18 protein-coding genes are annotated in these 17,791 nt (G+C 72.8%); 7 read left to right on the forward strand and 11 right to left on the reverse strand.

Going from position 1 to position 17,791, the window contains the following annotated elements; all coding sequences use genetic code 11:
* Window positions 1-2 precede the first annotated feature (2 nt).
* From AB0I38_RS26220 to AB0I38_RS26230, 3 genes are all read right to left on the reverse strand, one after another.
* Window positions 3-1,103: a hypothetical protein gene (locus AB0I38_RS26220; protein ID WP_358472459.1), complete on the reverse strand. Its 1,101-nt coding sequence runs from the start codon at window positions 1,101-1,103 to the stop codon at window positions 3-5.
* Window positions 1,100-1,927: a hypothetical protein gene (locus AB0I38_RS26225; RefSeq protein WP_358472462.1), complete on the reverse strand. Its 828-nt coding sequence runs from the start codon at window positions 1,925-1,927 to the stop codon at window positions 1,100-1,102. Before AB0I38_RS26225 ends, AB0I38_RS26220 begins: the two co-directional genes overlap by 4 nt.
* A 61-nt stretch (window positions 1,928-1,988) precedes the next feature.
* On the reverse strand, window positions 1,989-2,627 hold the full coding sequence (locus AB0I38_RS26230) for a class I SAM-dependent methyltransferase (protein WP_358472466.1): 639 nt from the start codon (window positions 2,625-2,627) through the stop codon (window positions 1,989-1,991).
* 154 nt (window positions 2,628-2,781) lie between these two features.
* On the opposite strand from AB0I38_RS26230, the gene AB0I38_RS26235 reads away from it, so the two are divergent.
* Window positions 2,782-3,210 carry a hypothetical protein gene (locus AB0I38_RS26235; RefSeq protein ID WP_358472471.1) on the forward strand — a complete coding sequence of 143 codons (429 nt, stop codon included), beginning with the start codon at window positions 2,782-2,784 and terminating at the stop codon, window positions 3,208-3,210.
* Between the two features lie 42 nt (window positions 3,211-3,252).
* Here the strand turns inward: AB0I38_RS26235 and AB0I38_RS26240 are convergent, their stop codons facing one another.
* From AB0I38_RS26240 to AB0I38_RS26250, 3 genes are all read right to left on the reverse strand, one after another.
* On the reverse strand, window positions 3,253-3,381 hold the full coding sequence (locus AB0I38_RS26240) for a hypothetical protein (RefSeq protein ID WP_358472474.1): 129 nt from the start codon (window positions 3,379-3,381) through the stop codon (window positions 3,253-3,255).
* A gap of 7 nt (window positions 3,382-3,388) precedes the next feature.
* Complete coding sequence (locus tag AB0I38_RS26245; protein ID WP_358472479.1) at window positions 3,389-4,372, reverse strand: phosphotransferase family protein; 984 nt, start codon at window positions 4,370-4,372, stop codon at window positions 3,389-3,391.
* Window positions 4,373-4,447: 75 nt separating this feature from the next.
* A complete protein-coding gene (locus AB0I38_RS26250; RefSeq protein WP_358472484.1) occupies window positions 4,448-5,638 on the reverse strand; it encodes an acyl-CoA dehydrogenase family protein in 1,191 nt (396 codons plus the stop codon).
* Window positions 5,639-5,690: 52 nt separating this feature from the next.
* Here AB0I38_RS26250 and AB0I38_RS26255 point away from each other — a divergent pair, with 52 nt between their 5' ends.
* Entirely contained in the window at window positions 5,691-6,065 is a 375-nt protein-coding gene (locus AB0I38_RS26255; protein WP_358472490.1) for a DUF6285 domain-containing protein, read from the forward strand.
* Between the two features lie 100 nt (window positions 6,066-6,165).
* On the opposite strand, the gene AB0I38_RS26260 is transcribed toward AB0I38_RS26255, so the two are convergent.
* Window positions 6,166-6,798: a carboxymuconolactone decarboxylase family protein gene (locus AB0I38_RS26260; protein ID WP_358472493.1), complete on the reverse strand. Its 633-nt coding sequence runs from the start codon at window positions 6,796-6,798 to the stop codon at window positions 6,166-6,168.
* Window positions 6,798-7,346, reverse strand: coding sequence for a VOC family protein (locus AB0I38_RS26265; RefSeq protein ID WP_189122899.1), 549 nt, complete (start codon window positions 7,344-7,346; stop codon window positions 6,798-6,800). The genes AB0I38_RS26260 and AB0I38_RS26265 overlap by 1 nt, the downstream gene beginning before the upstream one ends.
* A gap of 78 nt (window positions 7,347-7,424) precedes the next feature.
* Here AB0I38_RS26265 and AB0I38_RS26270 point away from each other — a divergent pair, with 78 nt between their 5' ends.
* Entirely contained in the window at window positions 7,425-8,342 is a 918-nt protein-coding gene (locus AB0I38_RS26270; protein ID WP_358472499.1) for an SDR family oxidoreductase, read from the forward strand.
* Window positions 8,343-8,416: 74 nt separating this feature from the next.
* Here the strand turns inward: AB0I38_RS26270 and AB0I38_RS40435 are convergent, their stop codons facing one another.
* From AB0I38_RS40435 to AB0I38_RS26295, 3 genes are read right to left on the reverse strand one after another with little or no spacing between them, the layout of a single operon-like run.
* Entirely contained in the window at window positions 8,417-9,430 is a 1,014-nt protein-coding gene (locus AB0I38_RS40435) for a helix-turn-helix transcriptional regulator (protein WP_436838782.1), read from the reverse strand.
* On the reverse strand, window positions 9,412-10,998 hold the full coding sequence (locus tag AB0I38_RS26290; protein WP_358472504.1) for a CocE/NonD family hydrolase: 1,587 nt from the start codon (window positions 10,996-10,998) through the stop codon (window positions 9,412-9,414). Before AB0I38_RS26290 ends, AB0I38_RS40435 begins: the two co-directional genes overlap by 19 nt.
* Before the next feature lie 47 nt (window positions 10,999-11,045).
* Window positions 11,046-12,482, reverse strand: a complete 1,437-nt coding sequence (locus AB0I38_RS26295; protein ID WP_358472522.1) for a glycosyltransferase family 39 protein — start codon at window positions 12,480-12,482, stop codon at window positions 11,046-11,048.
* A gap of 247 nt (window positions 12,483-12,729) precedes the next feature.
* Between AB0I38_RS26295 and AB0I38_RS26300 the strand changes: the two genes are divergently transcribed.
* Genes AB0I38_RS26300 through AB0I38_RS26315 form a run of 4 tightly spaced genes read left to right on the forward strand, consistent with a single transcriptional unit; the run spans window position 12,730 to window position 17,787 of the window.
* Entirely contained in the window at window positions 12,730-14,868 is a 2,139-nt protein-coding gene (locus tag AB0I38_RS26300) for an anthranilate synthase component I (protein ID WP_358472526.1), read from the forward strand.
* Between the two features lie 41 nt (window positions 14,869-14,909).
* The gene (locus AB0I38_RS26305) at window positions 14,910-16,055 is read left to right on the forward strand and encodes an amidohydrolase family protein (RefSeq protein ID WP_358472536.1); all 1,146 of its coding nucleotides are present in this window, start codon (window positions 14,910-14,912) and stop codon (window positions 16,053-16,055) included.
* Window positions 16,056-16,111: 56 nt separating this feature from the next.
* Entirely contained in the window at window positions 16,112-17,008 is an 897-nt protein-coding gene (locus tag AB0I38_RS26310; RefSeq protein ID WP_358472550.1) for an ABC transporter ATP-binding protein, read from the forward strand.
* The gene (locus AB0I38_RS26315; protein ID WP_358472573.1) at window positions 17,005-17,787 is read left to right on the forward strand and encodes an ABC transporter permease; all 783 of its coding nucleotides are present in this window, start codon (window positions 17,005-17,007) and stop codon (window positions 17,785-17,787) included. Before AB0I38_RS26310 ends, AB0I38_RS26315 begins: the two co-directional genes overlap by 4 nt.
* The last annotated feature ends 4 nt before the right edge of the window (window positions 17,788-17,791 follow it).

Consider the following 17,791-nt stretch of genomic DNA (forward strand, 5'->3'; position numbering starts at 1 on the left):
CGTCATGCCAGGCACTCCCGGCGCAGCCGCTCGGCGTTGCGGAGCAGGCGGGCGATCTCCTCCTGGCCCTCGGCCGGATCCCGGGTGCCGTCGGCCAGCCCGAGCGCCTCGGCGACCGAGGCGACGCCGCCCAGCTCGTCGCGGACCTGGCGGCCCAGCAGGTCGGAGGCGCCCTCCTGCCGGGCCTCGTCACGGCAGAAGAAGCACAGGTCGCAGGTGGACAGGCAGTCGGGCGCGTAGCGGGCGGTGGCCCGGCGCAGCGCGTCGGCCAGCTCGGCGGCCGGGCGGGTGGGCAGCCCGTCCTCTCCCGGCAGCAGGTCGAACGACAGATCGCCGGGCAGTTCGGCCACCAGGCGGTCGAGCCCGGTCATCCGCGACAGCTGCCGCCGCAACACGGCCAGCTGCCTGCGCACGTCGACCAGCGTCGCGACGGGCCGGTTGGCGAAGTTCTCCGGGCAGACCAGCACCACGTCGTGCGCCACCCGCAGCGGGTCGTGGCCCAGCTCCTCGAGCAGCCGCCGCAGCGCCAGCACGTAGACGGCCGCCTGCCGGGCCGCGGCCGCCACCGCCGCCGGGTCGGCCTGCCCGTCGATCACCGCGAACGACTTGATCTCCACGATGTGAAACCTCCCGCCCACCTGGAACGCGACCACGTCGGGCTCCAGGTAGGCGGTGTGCCCGGCGATCTCCAGGCTGAGCAGCGGGTGGTCGTAGACCGTGCCCGCGTCGAGCCCGTCACGGGCCGCCCGGTCGAACAGCGTCCGCGTGTGGGTGTGGCGCAGGTGCGCGCCGACGTTCTCCACGTCGTGGTAGGCCACCTCGGCGATCGGCAGGCCGAGCACCTCGCGCAGCATCCGCAGCAGCTCGGCGCACCCGTCGGCCTTGACCAGCGCCTCGAACACGTTGCCGCGCGTGATCGCGAACGGCGACTGGCCGAACGGCGCGGGAAAGCCCAGGTGCCGGGCGGCGGCGTCCTTGTCGATGCCGGCGCCGTCCATCAGCGCCCGGCGCGTGCAGCCCGGGTTGGCCGCGAGCGCGGCGATCGCCCGCGCGTCGTGCGGCTGCTGCGGCGTGGTGCCCCGCAACGCGTCAAGCCGGTTCATCGGCCGCCTTCCGTGGTCGTGTCCCTGGCGACGGTGCTCAGCGTAGCGGCGCCGAACAGCCGCGCCGCGTCACCGAGCTGCGAGGTCGCGCGTTTCGCCAGCGTGTCGCGGTCCCGCGTGTCGCGCTCGGCGTGCACGGCCAGCTCGGCCGCCGCCGCCTCGATCACCCGGCCGGGGTCGGGCGGGCCGAGGTCGCCCTGGCTCCCGCCGGGGATGTTGCGGGCCATCCTGGTCAGCAGCCGGGCCGCTCGCGGATCGTCGTTCAGCCGCCGCGCCACCGCGATGGCGCAGGTCAGGAAGTCGACGCGGGGGCTGAGCGGGCCCACCATCCGGCGGGCCGGCGGCCACGCGCTGACCGCGAGCAGCCCCCGGGCGGGGGAGAGGCGGTCGGTCAGCGCCGCGCACAGGTAGTAGGGCCTGCCGTACGGCGAGGCACGGAACGAGCGCTCCTCGTCCCGCCGCAGGCTGGTCAGCTGGTTGCCCCGGAGCGTGCCGCCGAAGAACGCCTCGCCCACGGCGACGATCAACCTCGGCTGGGCGGGGGCGCCGAGCAGGGTCAGCGCCTGGTGCACCTGCTCGCGCACGGTGACGAGCCGGGACTCCGCCCCCCGCGCGGAGCCCGTGCCGCGGCCGGTCGTGCCGCCGTGACCGTCCGGCCCGGGCTCCGGCACGCCGCTCACCAGCGAGTCCCACGCCCGCTCGACTCCCCGCAGCTCGGCTCGCAGAGCCCTGGCCGTGACGGTGTCCCTGCCCCGCATCGCCGTGCGCACGCCGGCTCGGAGCTCGTCGATCCGCCTCTCAAGCTCGTCCAGCCGGTCACTCATGGCCGCGAGCGTAACAGGAGTTCCAGTATTTACCAGTAATTCAGTAAAACGCCGGAGTAATCTACAACGTAAACCCGGTGGCCGGCACGGCCAGCACCCAGGTGCGGTCCTCGGTCAGGAAGCGCTCCAGCCGCAGCCCCGACCTGGCCAGGGCGTCGGAGAGGTCCTCGTCCGACAGCCGCCGGGAGGCGAACGACTGGGTCCACACCCTGCCGTCGTACGTGCAGCGCATGGTCGCGTTGACCAGGCCGGGCGAGACCTCCTCCACCGCCGCCATCTCGATGGTCAGGTCGCCCTCGGTCCGGCCCTGACCGGCCTGCCAGGAGTCGTGCCGCTCCGGCGGTATCCACTGGATCAGCACGGAGCCGTCCGGGGCCACGTGCCGGGCGCAGGCGTCCAGCAACCCCCGCCGGTCCTGCTCGTCGGCCGTCTGCACGAGCTGGGAGGCCAGCATGACGGCGTCGAAGCGGCGATCGAGCCGCACGTCCTGGATCCGGGCCTGTACGGTCTCCGCCCCGCGCACGTACGCCAGCATCTCGGCCGACTCGTCCACCGCCACCAGCCGGTAGCCGAGCTCGACCAGCGGGTGTGTCACCCGGCCCACCCCCGAGCCGAACTCCAGGATCGAACCCCCCGCCGGCACCACCCCGGCGACGACCTCGGGCTCGCCGTCGGGCCGCATCAGCCGGTAGAACTCCACCGCGGACCCATCAGGAGTGATGGCGCCAGAACCTGTACCACTGTTCGGTGTGATCCCCATAAAGCGACACTTATCATCCCCACGTCATGGTGGCACCCGGATCAGGTCCCCGGATCGTGACACGCGACGGCCCGGCAGGGGGGACGATGCTGCCGTGTCCCGTGAGATCCGCCATCTGATCGGTGTCGTGGCAGGCCTGGCCGCGCTGCCCCTCGTCTACTACCTGACCGAGGCCGGCGCCCGAGGGCTGCGCGCCGCCAACGCCGCCTTCAGCCCGGGGCCGTCGGGGCTCGGCCACCTCATGGTGGTGGCGGCCATCGTCTCCGTGCTCGCCGCGTGGCCGTGGCTGTCGCCCCTGGCGGCGCTGACCTGCGGGCTGCCGCTGGCCGTCGCGGGCGGTCTGTTCGCGCTCGACCTCGACGCCGCGACGGGCCTGGCGGACGCCCTGCCGCGGCTGGAGGCGTCCGTGGGCGAGCCGCCGGGCACCCTGGCGGGCGCGACCGGCCTGTACGCCGTCATCGGCGTGTCGCTGGTCCTCTCGGCCCTCGCGCCGCACCGCCTGAGATCGATCAGAAAGCGGTGAACGGCGCCCGGCCGCACCCGCCCGGTGGCCGGGCAAGCCCTGTCAGTCCGCCATCACCGCGACGGCGAACACCACCTTGCCCAGCGAGAACAGCATCAGCCCGAGCAGGTACTCCACGCTGGACAGCGGGCTGATTCCAGTCAGCGTGCGCGGCGCGCACACCGATCGCAACGGGTTTTCACCCGAGCAGCTCCAGCAGGTCCCACTCGTTCTCGCAGACCCGGCGCCCGATCGCCGCCAGCTCCACCGACCCGGCGCCGCCGCGCAGGTGCCGCATGGTCTGCATGACGCAGATGATCCCCCACTTGAGCACGCCGAACGCCTCCCACCAGCGCAGCGCCTCGGGGTCCACCGGCAGCCCGCCCGCCTTCTCGTACGCGGTGACGAGGTCGTCGTAGCCGCCGAACCCGCCCACCGGCAGCGGCGAGCCGAACCGCCACGCCTTCACGCACAGCCAGCCGAGGTCCTCGATCGGGTCGCCGGCGTGGGCCAGTTCCCAGTCCAGCACCGCCCTGATGCCGTCCGGGCCGATGATCAGGTTGCCGTTGCGGAAGTCGCCGTGCACCACCGTCCGCCGCCCGCCCGGCGGCCGGTTCGCCGCCAGTCGCCGCAGCGCCAGTTCGAACACCGGATGTGGCTCACCCGTCAGGTCCAGCAGATCCCGCCACTGCCGCAGCGGGTCCTCCTCCCGCGTCCCCGCCGGGGGCGGGGGGAGTGCCGACACGGGCATCCGGTGGATCGCGGCCAGCGCCTGCCCGCACTGCGCCGCCAGCCTCGGCCGGACCTCGGCGTACGCCTCGTCCCGGAGGATCCGGCGCGGGATGGTCTCCCCGGCGACGCGCGTCATCAGGATGTACGGCCCCGCCGCCGCGACGACCTGGGGCACCGGCACGCCCGCGTCGAGGGCGGCCCGCATCAGCGTCGCCTCGGCGGCCAGGGGCGCGCCCGCGTCGAGCGGCGCGCCGGGGGAGTCGAGGCGCAGGATCAGCTCGTGCCGCTGGCCGTCCGGCGTGACCGCGTCCAGCGCCCACGTCTCGCGGGACGCCCCGCCGGGCAGCCGGGCGGCGAAGGCGACCGTCGCCCCCGTCCCGAACACCTCGCGCACCAGTGCCTCGGTGTCGAAGCCGTCGTCGCGCGGCCGAGCGTCCGCCAGGTCACCCACGCCGGCCTCCTCCCCTTCCGAACGCCCGCCCGCGACCGGCCGTCACGGCCTGGCCCCGGCGAGCACGTGCGATGGTCAACGGAGGCCGAACTCCCAGTTGCCGCCCGCCGCGTAGACGCCGAGGACGCGCCGGCCCACCGAGTCGATGTGCACCTCGTCCGGGCCGTCGTAGATCCGGCCGGCCCGGGCGTGGCGGTACATCCGGTCGAGCGGGGTGTCGCCGGTCAGCCCCATGGCGCCGTACACCTGGATGGCCCGGTCGATCACGTTGTGCAGCGTGCGCGCGCCCACCACCTTGATCGCGCCGATCTCGACGCGGGCGTCGGAGCCGGCGTCGACGGCCTGCGCGGCGTGCAGGGTGAGCAGCCGGGCCGCCTGGATCTCGGTGTAGGAGTCGAACACGTGCTGGCGCATGAGCTGCTTCTTGGCCAGCGGCTCGCCGAAGGCGGTGCGTTCGTGCAGCCTGCGGCACATCAGGTCGAAGGCCCGCTGCGCCTGCCCGAGCCAGCGCATGCAGTGGAAGATCCGGCCTGGCCCGAGCCGTTTCTGCGCGATGACGAAGCCCTGGCCGCGCGGGCCGAGCAGGTTGCCCGCGGGCACCCGGACGTCCTCGTAGCGGACCTCGCAGTGCGCGCCGTCGAGGCCGAGCACCGGGGTGTCACGCACGATGGTGTAGCCCGGCGTGTCGGTCGGCACCAGGATCATGGAGAAGGCCAGGTGCGGTGGCGCGTCCTGCTCGGTGCGGCACATCACGGTCGTGTACGCGGCCCGTGACGCGCCGGTCGTGAACCACTTGTGCCCGTTGATCACCCATTCGTCGCCGTCGAGCACGGCCGACGTCCGCAGCTGGGTGGGGTCGCTGCTCGACACGGCCGGCTCGGTCATCGCGAAGCTCGGCCAGATGTCGCCGCGCACCAGCGGCTCCAGGTAGCGCTCGCGCTGCTCGGAGGAGGCGTGCTCGTTCAGCATGAGCGAGTCCTGCAGAGTGAACGTGCCGAGCGCGAGCTGCCCGAACTCGCTGCGGCCCTGCACCTCGTTGACGTACACGTAGTCGAGGAACGGCAGCCCGCCGCCGCCGAGCTCGCGCGGGTGGCCGAGCGCCCACAGGCCTTCCTTCTTCGCCTCCCGCTGCAGCTCGCCGAGCGCCTCGGCGGCGGCCGGGCCGCCCTCGTGCAGCACGGCCTCCGCCGGCTCGACCCGCTCGGTCATGAACGTGTGGACGGCGTCGCGGATCGGGCGGACGCTGTCGGGAACGGCGAAGCTCATGAGAGGATCTCAGCCGAAAATCGTTGCTGGGTCAACGGATAAGGGGTCCCTTATGGCGCTGGACGCGGAGTCCCCGGCGAGCGGGCCGCACGACGTGCCGACGGCCGCGCAGCTGGTGGCCGCGGTGCGCGACTTCCTGGCCTCGGATGTGCTGCCGGCGGTGGACGGCCGGGTGCGCTTCCACGCCCGGGTGGCGATCAACGTGCTGGGCATGGTCGAGCGGGAGCTCGAACTCGGGCCCGCCCAGGCGGGGGAGCACGCCGCCCGCCTGGAGGCGCTCGGTGTCGCCTCCGACGCCGAGCTGGCCGCCGCGATCCGCGAGGGCGGACTCGACGGCGACGACACGCTCGCCCCGCTGCTGAAGCAGGCCGTGCGGGCCAAGCTGCTGGTCGCCAACCCCGGCTACCTCGACTCGGGCCGCCCCTGAAGGCGCCCCGCCGCGGCCGAGGTCACCTCGATTCCGGGCGCCCTGACGCGCCCGCTTGATCCGGGTCACCTCGCCCCGGGCCGAGCGGGCGCGTGACGCGTCAGGTCGCCGGGCGGCCGGTCAGGTCTTCGGAGATGTCGCGGGCGCCGTACCCGTCGGGCGCCGGCACCTCCACGATCGGGTCGGGCCGGTCGTCGAACTCCAGCCGCAGGGCCCGCGCCATCGTCGCGTGCATCTCGTACAGGCAGGTGATGTAGGTCAGCTCCAGGATCTGCTCGTCCGGCAGGTGCCGTTTGAGCGCCGCGAACACCTCGTCGTGCACCCGGCCGCCGTCGAGCACGAGCGCGTCGGTGTAGGCGAGCACGGCGCGTTCCGGCTCGTCGAACAGGTCGCTGACCCCCCAGTGGGCGATCGCCTCGATCTTCTCCTCGGGCTGGCCGAGGGCCCGCAGCTGCTTGCAGTGCTGGGAGTAGACGAACTGGCTCTGCCGCGCCCATCCGGCCCTGATCTGGCCGAGCTCGCGCAGCACCGGGTCGAGGCTGGACTCGCGGTAGAGCTGGAAGCCCTTGACGCAGTGCCGGAAGATCGCCGGGTCGAGCGCGAACACCGTCCACCAGTCGCCGGGCGAGCCGGTCGCCGTGCCCTGCCTGCCGGGCTCGAACAGCCGGTCGTTGAAGAAGGTGACCACCGGGTCGGTCATCTCCTCGCGCGGCACCTGGCGCAGCCTCGGCATCAGACGGTCCTGTCGGCGGCGGTCCTGGGCTCGTGCCGCACGTCGCCCGGCTGCCCGACAGGGCGGGTCCAGGCGGCGAACTCCACCAGCACGCCGTCGGGGTCCTTGAAGTAGATGGACCGGACGAACACCCCGTCGTGCATCTTCGGCGCCACCCCGAACTCGCTGTCGTCGTGGTTGAGCAGTACGCCCACGTCGATGCCCTTGGCGAGCAGGCGGTCGCGGTACTCCTCGATCCGCTCGGGGGGCACGTCGAAGGCGATGTGGTTCATCGACCCGACGGCCGACACCAGCTCGCCCCGGTCGGGCAGGTTCTTCGGCGCGGAGACGCCCGGCACGCCCTCCGGCGCGTCTGGGAACCAGAAGAACGCCAGCGCGTTGCCGCCGCCGCAGTCGAAGAAGAAGTGCTGGCCCCAGCCCATCGGCAGCTCGATCGTCTTGATGAGCGGCATGCCCAGGACACCGGAGTAGAAGTCGACGGTCTGCTTCATGTCCGAGCAGACCAGAGCGATGTGGTTGACCCCGCGAAGCTCGAATTCGCTGTTCATAGTAACTACGTACTTATCACAGGGTGCAGGCAAAAAACATGACATGAGATGTCCTCTTTACCGGGCAGGATCGCCGGCATGATTGCACTGGTAGCGGGAGCGACCCGCGGCACGGGACGAGGAATAGCGCGCGAGCTGGGCGCGATCGGCGCGACCGTCTACTGCACCGGCAGGACGACCCGCGAGCGGCGTTCGGAGATGAACCGGTCCGAGACGATCGAGGAGACCGCCGAGCTGGTCACCGCGGCTGGCGGCACCGGCATCGCGGTCCAGGTGGACCATCTGGAAAGCGACCAGGTCAAGGCGCTGGCCGAGCGGATCGAGAGTGAGCAGGGGCGCCTGGACGTGCTGGTCAACGACGTCTGGGGAGCCGACTCCCTGTGGAACTGGAACACGCCGATCTGGGAGCAGGATCTGGACAAGGGGCTGCGGCTGCTCAGGCTGGGCATCGACACCCACATCATCACCAGCCACCACCTGCTGCCGCTGCTGATCAAGGGCGGCGACGGCCTGGTCGTGGAGGTGACCGACGGCACCTGGGACTTCAACGTCACCCGCTACCGCGAGTCGCTCGTCTACGACCTGGCCAAGATGGCGGTCAACCGGCTGGCGTTCGCCCAGGCCCACGAGCTGCGCCCGCACGGCGGCACCGCGGTGGCCGTCTCGCCCGGCTTCCTGCGCTCCGAGGCGATGCTGGAGCACTTCGGCGTCACCGAGGACACCTGGCGAGACGCGGTCGCCAAGGGCGCCGACGCCGCGTTCGCGGTCTCCGAGACCCCCGCCTACACCGGCCGGGCCGTCGCCGCGCTCGCCGCCGACCCCGACCGGCGGCGCTGGTCGGGCCGGTCGGTCTCCAGCGAGGAACTGGCCCTGGCGTACGGGTTCACCGACGTGGACGGCAGCCGGCCCCAGGTGTGGAGGTACCTCACGGACGTCGGCTACCTCACGGACACCGCGGAGAAGGGCGTCGCCCCCGACCCGGCGGACTACCGATGAGGCCGGAAGCCGACCGGTCCGGCGGACGATCGATGAGGCCCTAAGCCGACCGGCCTGGGACCACCGATGAGGCCTTAAGCCGACCGCCCTGGCGACCGGCCCGGCGATCGGGACGACCACCGCCAGCCGGCCGTGCGGGCCTGACCGGTTCCGTACAGGCCGGCCATGCGGGTGGCGGCCTCGGCGACCGCAGCCCGCAGTTCCGGCGGCGCGAGCACCTCGGCCTCCGGGCCGAACCTCAGCACCTGCCCGAAGGCCACCTCGTCCGACTCGACCGCGAGCCGTACGGTGCCGTCGGGCTGGAGCGAGTCCAGGGCGGCGGCCAGGGCGGCCGGGTCGGCGATGTGACGGAGCAGGCGCACCCCGCGCGGGCTGAGCCGCAGCGTGATCTCGGTCCGCAGCAGCGACCGGGTGAACCAGTTCGCCTGCTCGGCCCAGAACGCGGCCAGGTCGAAGCCGGTGTCCCGGTCGAAGCCGGTGTCGCCGACCTCGACCGGCCCGAACCGGTCCACCCGGAAGATCAGGAATCTCGACCGCGAGCGGGCCGCCAGATACCAGGCGCCCGCCTTGAGCACGAGCCCGTACGGCTCCAGCGTCCGCGTCCGCTCCTTGTAGGCGGCGGTGACCAGGCGGTCCTTCCACACGGCCCTGGCCAGCGGCGCGAGCGCGGCAGGCGGCGGGTCGTCGCCCGCGAACCAGCCGGGGGCGTCGAGGTGGAAGCGCTGCGCGGCGGTCGCGGGGGCGTCGCGCAGGCCGGGCGAGAGCGCGGCGGCGGCCTTCAGCCGGGCGGTCGCCGCCACCTCCTGCAGCCCCATCTCGCGCAGCGCCCCGGGCACCCCTGACAGGAACAACGCCTCGGCCTCGGCCCGGTCCAGCCCGGTCAGCCGGGTCCGGTAGCCGTCGAGCAGCCGGTAACCGCCGCCGCGTCCCCGGTCGGCGTAGACCGGCACGCCCGCCTCGGCCAGCGCCAGCACGTCGCGGTGCACGGTACGTTCCGACACCTCCAGCTCCCGGGCCAGCTCGGCCGCCGTCATCCCGCCCCGGCCCTGCAGCAGCAGGACCAGCGACATCAGCCGCGCGGCGCGCACAGCGGCAGCAGCACGGCGGACGGGCGGGCGGGGGAGTGGAAGACCTCGACGTCGGCGGGCACCATCGGGCCGCCGTCAGCGAACGGAGCGCCGGTGCCAGGGTTGCGGGCGATCGTCGGGTAGGCGCCCGCGGCGACGTGCACCCGGATCCGGTGGCCGCGCCGGAACCGGTGCCCGACCGGCCACAGGTCCACCGCGACCCGGCGCACGCCGTCGGCGTCACCGGTGTCACCGGGGCCGAGCCGCCGCACGCCCTCGGCCAGGTTGAACGACCTGCCGTCCGGGTGCACGTCGCACAGCCGCACCACCACGTCCACGTACGGGGTGCTGGAGCGGACGAACAGCTCGGCGGAGACCGGGCCGATCATCTCCAGGTCGGAGGTCAGGGTGGGAGAGCTGTAGACCAGCACGTCGCGCCGGGCCTCCAGGCGCCGCTGGTCGCGCGGCCGGGAGTCGGCCAGCAGCACCGGCCCGCCGATCACCGGCGTCGGATGCTCCGGGTGGTAGCGGAAGCGGTCGGGCTCCGACTCGACGGGGTCGCCGGCGCCCAGCCCGAACCTCGGCCGCAGGTGCCAGCGCTGGGTCCGCACGCCGGGCACCGGCCAGTCGGGGTAGTCACGCCACTCCTGGGCTCCCGTCACGTACAGCCGCACCGGCTGCTCGCGCAGCCCGGAGTCGCCCATCAGGTGGGCCCGGAACCAGGCCAGCGCCTCGGCCGTCGACGGCCGCCCGTGCCGCCTGTCGATGTGGTACCAGGGGCCGATCGTCAGGTGGGGCCGGTGCCCGGCGGCCCGCATCGCCAGGTAGTCCTTCAGCTGCCACGGCAGGAACACGTCGTACCAGCCGCCCAGCATGGTGACTGCTGCCTGGACCTCACCCACCTTGGGCGAGAAGTCACGCTTATCCCAGTACGGCGCGGCCGGCTCGGCGTGGTGGGCCAGCAGATCCTGGTAGAAGCGCAGCGGCCGCCCGGCCGACACCAGGTCCAGCTCCGCCACCGGCCGCCCCGACAGCACGGCCCGGCGGGTCAGCCGGGGCGCGGTCAGCACGGCCGTGCCGCCGAACCGGCGCGACATGACGTCGGTCAGCGTCGTCCAGCTCAGCACCGACTCCAGCGCGAACGCGCCGCCCACGTAGGCGGCGTCCCTGAACTGCGAGGCGGTGATCTGGGTGGCCATCGCCTTCAGCTCGGGACCGGCCTCGGCCGCCACGGCCCACTGCGTGTAGCCGAGGTAGGAGGGGCCGAACATGGCCAGCGACCCGCCGTACCAGGGCTGCCCGCGCAGCCAGGCGAGGGTGGCCAGGCCGTCGTCGCGCTCGTCGCCCAGCGGGTCGAGTCGCCCGCCGGAGCCGAAACCGCCCCGGCAGCTCTGGATCACGACCTGGAACCCGTGGCGGGCGAACCCCCGGCCGTACATCCAGCCGAACAGGCCGCGCCTGCCGTACGGCGAGCGGATCAGGATGGTCGGCGGCCGCTCCGCCCCCTCGGGGGCGTAGCGGTCGGCCAGCAGGGTCACACCGTCGGGCATCCGCACGGGGAGGTCACGCTGGAGCCGTACGCGTCGCATGTCCTACCAGTAACAGATGCCTCCAGGGATGCGATAGCCCGGGGTGTTCAGCTGAAATGCCGGAAGTGCGGCCAGAGGACGCTCCACGGCTGCCGGAGCCCCCGGCACAGCCAGACGGTCGTGCCCTGCTCCTCGTTGTCGATCCCGACGCCGTTGTCCACCCGCGCCCGGGGCTCGCAGGTGTCGAAATACTCGCGCCGGCCGGTGTTCACCAGGATGGCGACGGTGCCCGACTCGGGGGGCGGGCCGTACGCCCAGAGCTGGTTGTGCCCGGAGTGGACGCGCGGCAGGCCCGCGCGTACGAGTGAGCCGTGCTCGCCGTAGTTGCCGGTCACGATCACCGCCCGCGCCTGCTCGTCCGGCGGCAGCGAGCGCAGCACGCCGAGCACGGCGGCGTCGAACTCCGGCCAGCCGACCGACTCGCGCGCCACCTCGTTGATCGCGGGCACGGGGGTGGCGGCCAGGCCCCCGACCGGGATGAGCGGCAGCGCGAGCAGCGCCGAGCCCAGGCCGTTGAACACCAGCGACGCCCTCGCCTGCCGCGCGCGGTCGATCCCCGCCTGCTCCGCGCTCACGCACCCCGCCGCGAACAGCAGCAGGATGAGCCCCGCCGGGTAGTCGAAGCGGCCGCCGCTGACCAGCGTCACCACGGCGATGACGGGGTAGGCCACGGCCAGCGCCCGCACCCGGCGGTCGCGCCACAGCCGCCACCAGCCGAAGGCGCCGATCACCGACACCACCGGCCCGAACAGGATCAGCTGCATGGGCACGAACAGCACCCGCATCTCGCCGCCCTTGTTCTCGCCGAGCGCCCCCGCCATCGTCACCTGCGGCCAGTCATGGGTGGCCTGGTAGATCAGGTTGGGCGCGGCGAGCGCCAGCGCGATCACCGCTCCCGCCCACAGCCAGGGGCTGATCAGCGTCCGGCGCGGCCCCGCCAGCGCCAGCCCGGCGGCCAGCCCCAGCACCAGCATCACGATCAGATACTTGTTGTACGTCGCCAGCCCCAGGACCAGGCCGACGGCCATCCACCACCGGGGCTGCCCGCGCAGCAGCGCCTTCAGCGCGAACAGGATGCCCGCCGCCCAGAACGGCAGGTCGAGGCTGGCGGTCAGCACGGTGTGGCCCAGGATGAGGGTGTAGGCGCCGGTGGCGACGCCGAACGCCGACAGCACCTGCGCCGGGCCGCCGCCGCCCAGCTCGCGCGCGATGAGCGCCACCAGCACCACCAGGACCGCCGCGGCCAGGGCGGGCAGCAGCCGGAACGCGAGCAACGAGTCGCCGAACACCACTCTGAACGCCCTGACCAGCAGCGGCGTCAGCGGCGGCTGGTCGACGTACCCCCAGTCGAGATGGTCGGACAGGTAGCGGAAGTAGAGCTCGTCACGGTGATAGCCGTAACGAGGGCTGACGGACAGCAGAATGGCGAACAACGCGACGGCGATGGACGTGACCGATCGCCACGCCGGTAAGGGGAGCCCCATGACCGGAGAAGCTAGCCGTTCGAGGCCATCCGCGTGAAGCCGGGCCTGGCGAGCCGCGTTGCGTGATCTTGGTTCGGGCGGCTACCCTGGTGGGCATGCGAAGTCGCGCCGAGCTCCAGTGGTGGCGCCGCTCCTAGGCGGCGCGATACTCGCATTTCAACGGACGGCCGCCCCGGATGGCGGCCTTTTTCGTGTCCGCCCCCGGGGCTCATCATTTGACGGCTCATCATTCGACAAGGGGCAACACGTGGAGACGAGCGGATATACCAGCGGATACGTCACGGCCGGGGGCATCGGCGTCGAGCGCGAGACGCGCGAGGTGTCGGAGGACGCCCTCGAAGAGATCGTGACGGCCCTCGGCGAGAGGCGCGGCGGCGCGTTCTCCTCCGGCATGGACTATCCCGGCCGCTACAGCCGATGGGCCTTCGGCTACGTCGACCCCTGCCTGGAGCTGGTCGCCCGGGGCCGCACCATCTCCGCCAGGGCGCTCAACGCGCGCGGCCGGGTGGTGCTGCCGGCCGTGGTGTCCTGCCTGCTGGCCGCGGGCAAGCCGGTCGAGGAGCCGACCGCCGACCGGGTCGAGGTGCACGTGCCAGAGTCGGAGGGCCTGGTGCCCGAGGAGCTGCGCAGCCGCCGGCCCACGGTGTTCACCGCGATCCGCGAGGTCATCGCCGCCTTCCGGGGAGACGACCCCCATCTCGGCCTCTACGGCGCCTTCGGCTACGACCTGGCCTTCCAGTTCGAGCCCATCCGGCAGGAGCTCGTCCGGCCCGACGACCAGCGCGACCTCGTGCTGCACCTGCCCGACCGGCTCATCGTGATCGACCGGCAGCGCGAGACCTGCCTGGAGCACCGCTACGAGTTCGCCGTCGACGGAGCCACCACCCACGGGCTGGAGCGCTCCGGCGACACCGCCCCGCCCGTCACCCCGGCCGCGATCCCGCCCGACCCGGTGCAGGGCGCCTACGCCAAGGTCGTGGCCGCCGCCAAGGAGAAGTTCAAGCGCGGCGACCTGTTCGAGGTCGTCCCCGGCCAGGTCTTCCACGCCACCTGCGCCGACCCGGCCGCCTTCTACCGCGGCCTGCGCCACAGCAACCCGGCCCCGTACGAGTTCATCATCAGCCTCGGTGAGGGCGAGCACCTGGTCGGGGCCTCGCCCGAGATGTACGTCCGGGTCAGCGGCGACCGCGTCGAGACCTGCCCCATCTCCGGCACCATCGCCCGCGGCAGCAACCCGGTCGAGGACGCCGAGGCCATCCGGACCCTCCTGACCAGCGTCAAGGAGGAGTCGGAGCTGACCATGTGCACCGACGTCGACCGCAACGACAAGTCGCGCATCTGTGTGCCCGGCTCCGTCCAGGTCATCGGCCGGCGCCAGATCGAGCTCTACTCCCGCCTGATCCACACCGTCGACCACATCGAGGGCCGGCTGCGCCCCGAGTTCGACGCGCTCGACGCCTTCCTCACCCACATGTGGGCCGTCACGGTCACCGGCGCGCCCAAGACCTGGGCCATGCAGTTCATCGAGGACCACGAGGCCACCACCCGCAGGTGGTACGGCGGCGCGATCGGCTTCATCGGCTTCGACGGCTCCATGAACACCGGCCTGACCCTGCGCACCGCCCAGATCAAGAACGGCGTCGCCACCGTCAGGGCCGGGGCCACCCTGCTGTTCGACTCCGACCCCGCCGCCGAGGAGCGCGAGACCGAGCTCAAGGCCAGTGCCCTGCTCGGCGCGCTCGCCGCGGTCAACGAGCCGGACGCCGTGCCCGCCAAGCCCGTCCGTGAGCTGCCCGGCCAGGGCATGAAGGTGCTGCTCGTCGACCACGAGGACTCCTTCGTCAACACGCTGGCCGACTACTTCCGCCAGGAGGGGGCCGAGGTGGTGACGCTGCGCCACGGGTTCCCGGCCGAGACGATCGACGAGGTCGAGCCCGACCTGGTGGTGCTCTCGCCCGGCCCCGGCTGGCCGTCCGACTTCGGCATGTCGGCGCTGGTCGACCAGATCTACGCCCGCGAGCTGCCCGTCTTCGGCGTCTGCCTCGGCCTGCAGGCCATGGTCGAGCAGGCGGGCGGCTCGCTGGAGCTGCTCGACTACCCCGAGCACGGCAAGCGCGGTCAGGTGACGCGGCTCGGCGACAGCGCGCTGCTCGACGGACTGCCCGCCGAGTTCACCGCGGCCCGCTACCACTCGCTGCACGCCAAGCGGCCCGGCGTCGTCGGCTTCACCGCCACCGCCCTCACGCCCGACGGCAACGTGATGGCGATGGAGGACACCCGCAACCGCCGCTTCGCGGTGCAGTTCCACCCCGAGTCGATCCTCACCGCCGAGGGCGGCGCGGGCGCGAAGATCATCGCGAACGTGCTGCGGCTCTCGCGTCGGTAAAACCACCCCGGGAGCATGCGGTGACCCCCTAGAGTCTCCGCATGCTCCCCGTAGACCTTCCGGACACGGTGCGTGAGGCCCTGCTGGCCCCGCTCGTCGACCAGCACTGCCACGGGGTGCGCCGCGACGACCTGACCAGGGCCCCCTTCGAAACACTGATCAGCACGGGCGGCACCCCGGCGCCCCCCGGCACCACCCACTTCGACACCCCGATCGGCGCCGCGATCCGCCGCTGGTGCGCCCCCGTGCTCGACCTGGAGCCGCACGTCGCCCCCACCGTCTACCTGGCCCGGCGGGCGGAGCTCGGCGCCGACGAGGTCAACCGGCGGCTGCTGCGCGCCGCGGGGGCGCTGACGTTCCTCGTCGACACCGGGGTGGAGAGCGGTGAGCTGCTGTCGGCCGCCGAGCTGGGCCGGTTCGGCTCCGCCGTGGCCGACGAGATCATCCGGATCGAGCAGATCGAGCAGGACGTGGCGGAAGTGGCCGAGGCGGCCCTCGACTACACGGACAGCCTCGCCGAGGAGCTCACCGCCCGGGCCGCCGGGGCCGTCGGGATGAAGACGGTCGTCGCCCACCGCTGCGGCCTCGGCTTCGACCCGTCCCGGCCGGCCCGCGGCTCGGTGCTCGCCGCGGCCAACCGGCGGCTGGCAGAGCCCAAGGAGCCGGCGACCGACCCCATCCTGCTGCGCCACCTGCTCTGGACAGCGGTCGACGTGGCCAGAGAGCGCGGGCTGCCCCTGCAGGTCCACACCGGGCTCGCCGACGGCGGCGTCGGCCCGCACCTGGCCGACCCGTCGCTGCTGAGCGGGTTCATCAGGGCGCTGCAGCCGATGGGGGTGCCGGTGGTCCTGCTCCACTGCTACCCCTATCACCGGCAGGCCGCCCACCTCGCCGACGTCCACCCCCACGTGCACGTCGACGTGGGGCCCGCGCTCGCCCGCGGCGCGGCCGGGGCGTGGCGGGTGATGGACGAGCTGCTGGAGCTGGCGCCGTTCCACAAGCAGTTGTTCGGGTCCGGCAGCGCCGGTGTGGCCGAGACCTGCCACCTGGGCGCGGTCTTCTTCCGGCGTTCGCTGGGCGGGGCGCTCAAGGCGCGGCTCGACGCGGGCGAGTGGAGCGCCGCCGACGCGGCCCGCGTGGCCCACATGATCGGCTCCGGCAACGCCCGCCGCGTCTACCGATTGTGAATTCCTCCTCCGGTAGGAGGCGCGAGTCGTCCAGAGTTCGCCATAATCGCCGACAAATGAGTGCGATCGAGATTCGAGATCTTGGCAAGTCGTTCGGAGCGGTGCGGGCGGTCGACGGGGTGTCCTTCACGGTCGAGCCGGGCACGATCACGGGCTATCTGGGCCCCAACGGCGCCGGCAAGACCACCACCCTGCGCTGCCTGCTGGGCCTTGTCACCGCTGACTCCGGGACGGCGCTGGTCAACGACCGGCGCTACGTCGAGCTGCCGCACCCGCTCACCGAGGTGGGCGCGGTGCTCGAAGCCACCAACTTCCATCCGGGCCGTACGGCCCTCAACCATCTGCGGGTGATCTGCACCGCGGCCGGGCTGCCCCCCGAACGCGCGGCCGAGGCACTTGAACAGGTCGGCCTCGGAGAGGTCGCCGGCAAGCGGGTGATGACCTTCTCGCTCGGCATGCGGCAGCGCCTGGCGCTGGCCACCGCCCTGGTCGGCCACCCCCGGGTGTTCATCCTCGACGAGCCCGCCAACGGGCTCGACCCGGCCGGCATCCAGTGGTTGCGCGGCTTCCTGCGTCACCTGGCCCACGAGCGGGGCGCCGCGGTGCTGGTCTCCAGCCACGTGCTGGCCGAGGTCGAGCAGATCGTCGACAACGTGGTGATCATCGCCAAGGGCCGGCTCGTCCGCCAGGGGAGCCTGGCCGAGCTCGTCTCCAACGGCGACACAGCCATCCGGGTGCGCGCGGCCGACCCCGGCGAGCTGGTGCCCGCCCTCGAACGGGCAGGCGCCACGGTGACACAGTCCGACGGCGTCCTGCGGGTGACCGGGCTCGACGCCGAGCGCATCGGCCGGATCGCGCTGGACGAACGGGTCGTGCTCACCGAGGTCAGCCAGGAGCGCAGCGACCTGCAACACGTCTTCCTGGAGCTGACCGGTGAAGGGGAGACCTCATGAGACTGATCCGCGCCGAGCTGCTCAAACTCACCACCACCCGGCTCTGGTGGGTGATGCTGGCCGTCACCATCGCCTACGCGCTGCTGCAGCTGGGGATCACCATCGGCTTCGCGGGAGTGACCGGCGGCCAGCCCGGCGCGCCCGCGATCCCCGGCCGCGACACCGAGCGTTTCCAGGAGCTCATGTGGGGCCTCGGGGCGAGCGGGGCGCTCTTCCCGATGATCCTCGGGGTGGTCATGATGACCGCCGAATACCGCTACCAGACCATCACCAGCACGTTCCTGACCACTCCCCGGCGGGAACGGGTGGTGGCCGGCAAACTCGGCGCCGGGGTCGTCGTCGGCCTGCTGTTCGGCCTGGTCGTGCTGGCGCTGACCGCTGTCGCGGTGGTGATCACGGTGTCGCTCGCCGGCGGCGAGCTGTCCTTCACCGGATCGACCGCCCGGATCGTCGTGGGCACCCTGGTCGTGCTGATGCTCTACACGCTCTTCGGCATCGGGATCGGCGCGCTGATCCGCAACCAACTCGGCGCCATCGTCGCGGCCGTCGCCTGGGTCTTCGTCATCGAGGCCATCTTCAGCGCGATTCCCGCGCTGCGGCCGGTGGGCAAGTGGACACCCGGCGGCGCCGCCACCGCGCTCACCAACAGCGGTGTCGACCTCGGCCTCGGCACCGACTGGCTGCTGCCGGCCTGGGCCGGTGGCATGGTGCTGCTCGGCTACGCGCTGGTGTTCGCGGCGGTGGCCTCGGCCACCACGTTGCGCCGCGACATCACCTGAGGCC

Origin of the sequence: Nonomuraea cavernae, from assembly GCF_040655715.1 — a bacterium.
In the GTDB taxonomy this organism is placed as follows: domain Bacteria; phylum Actinomycetota; class Actinomycetes; order Streptosporangiales; family Streptosporangiaceae; genus Nonomuraea; species Nonomuraea cavernae_A.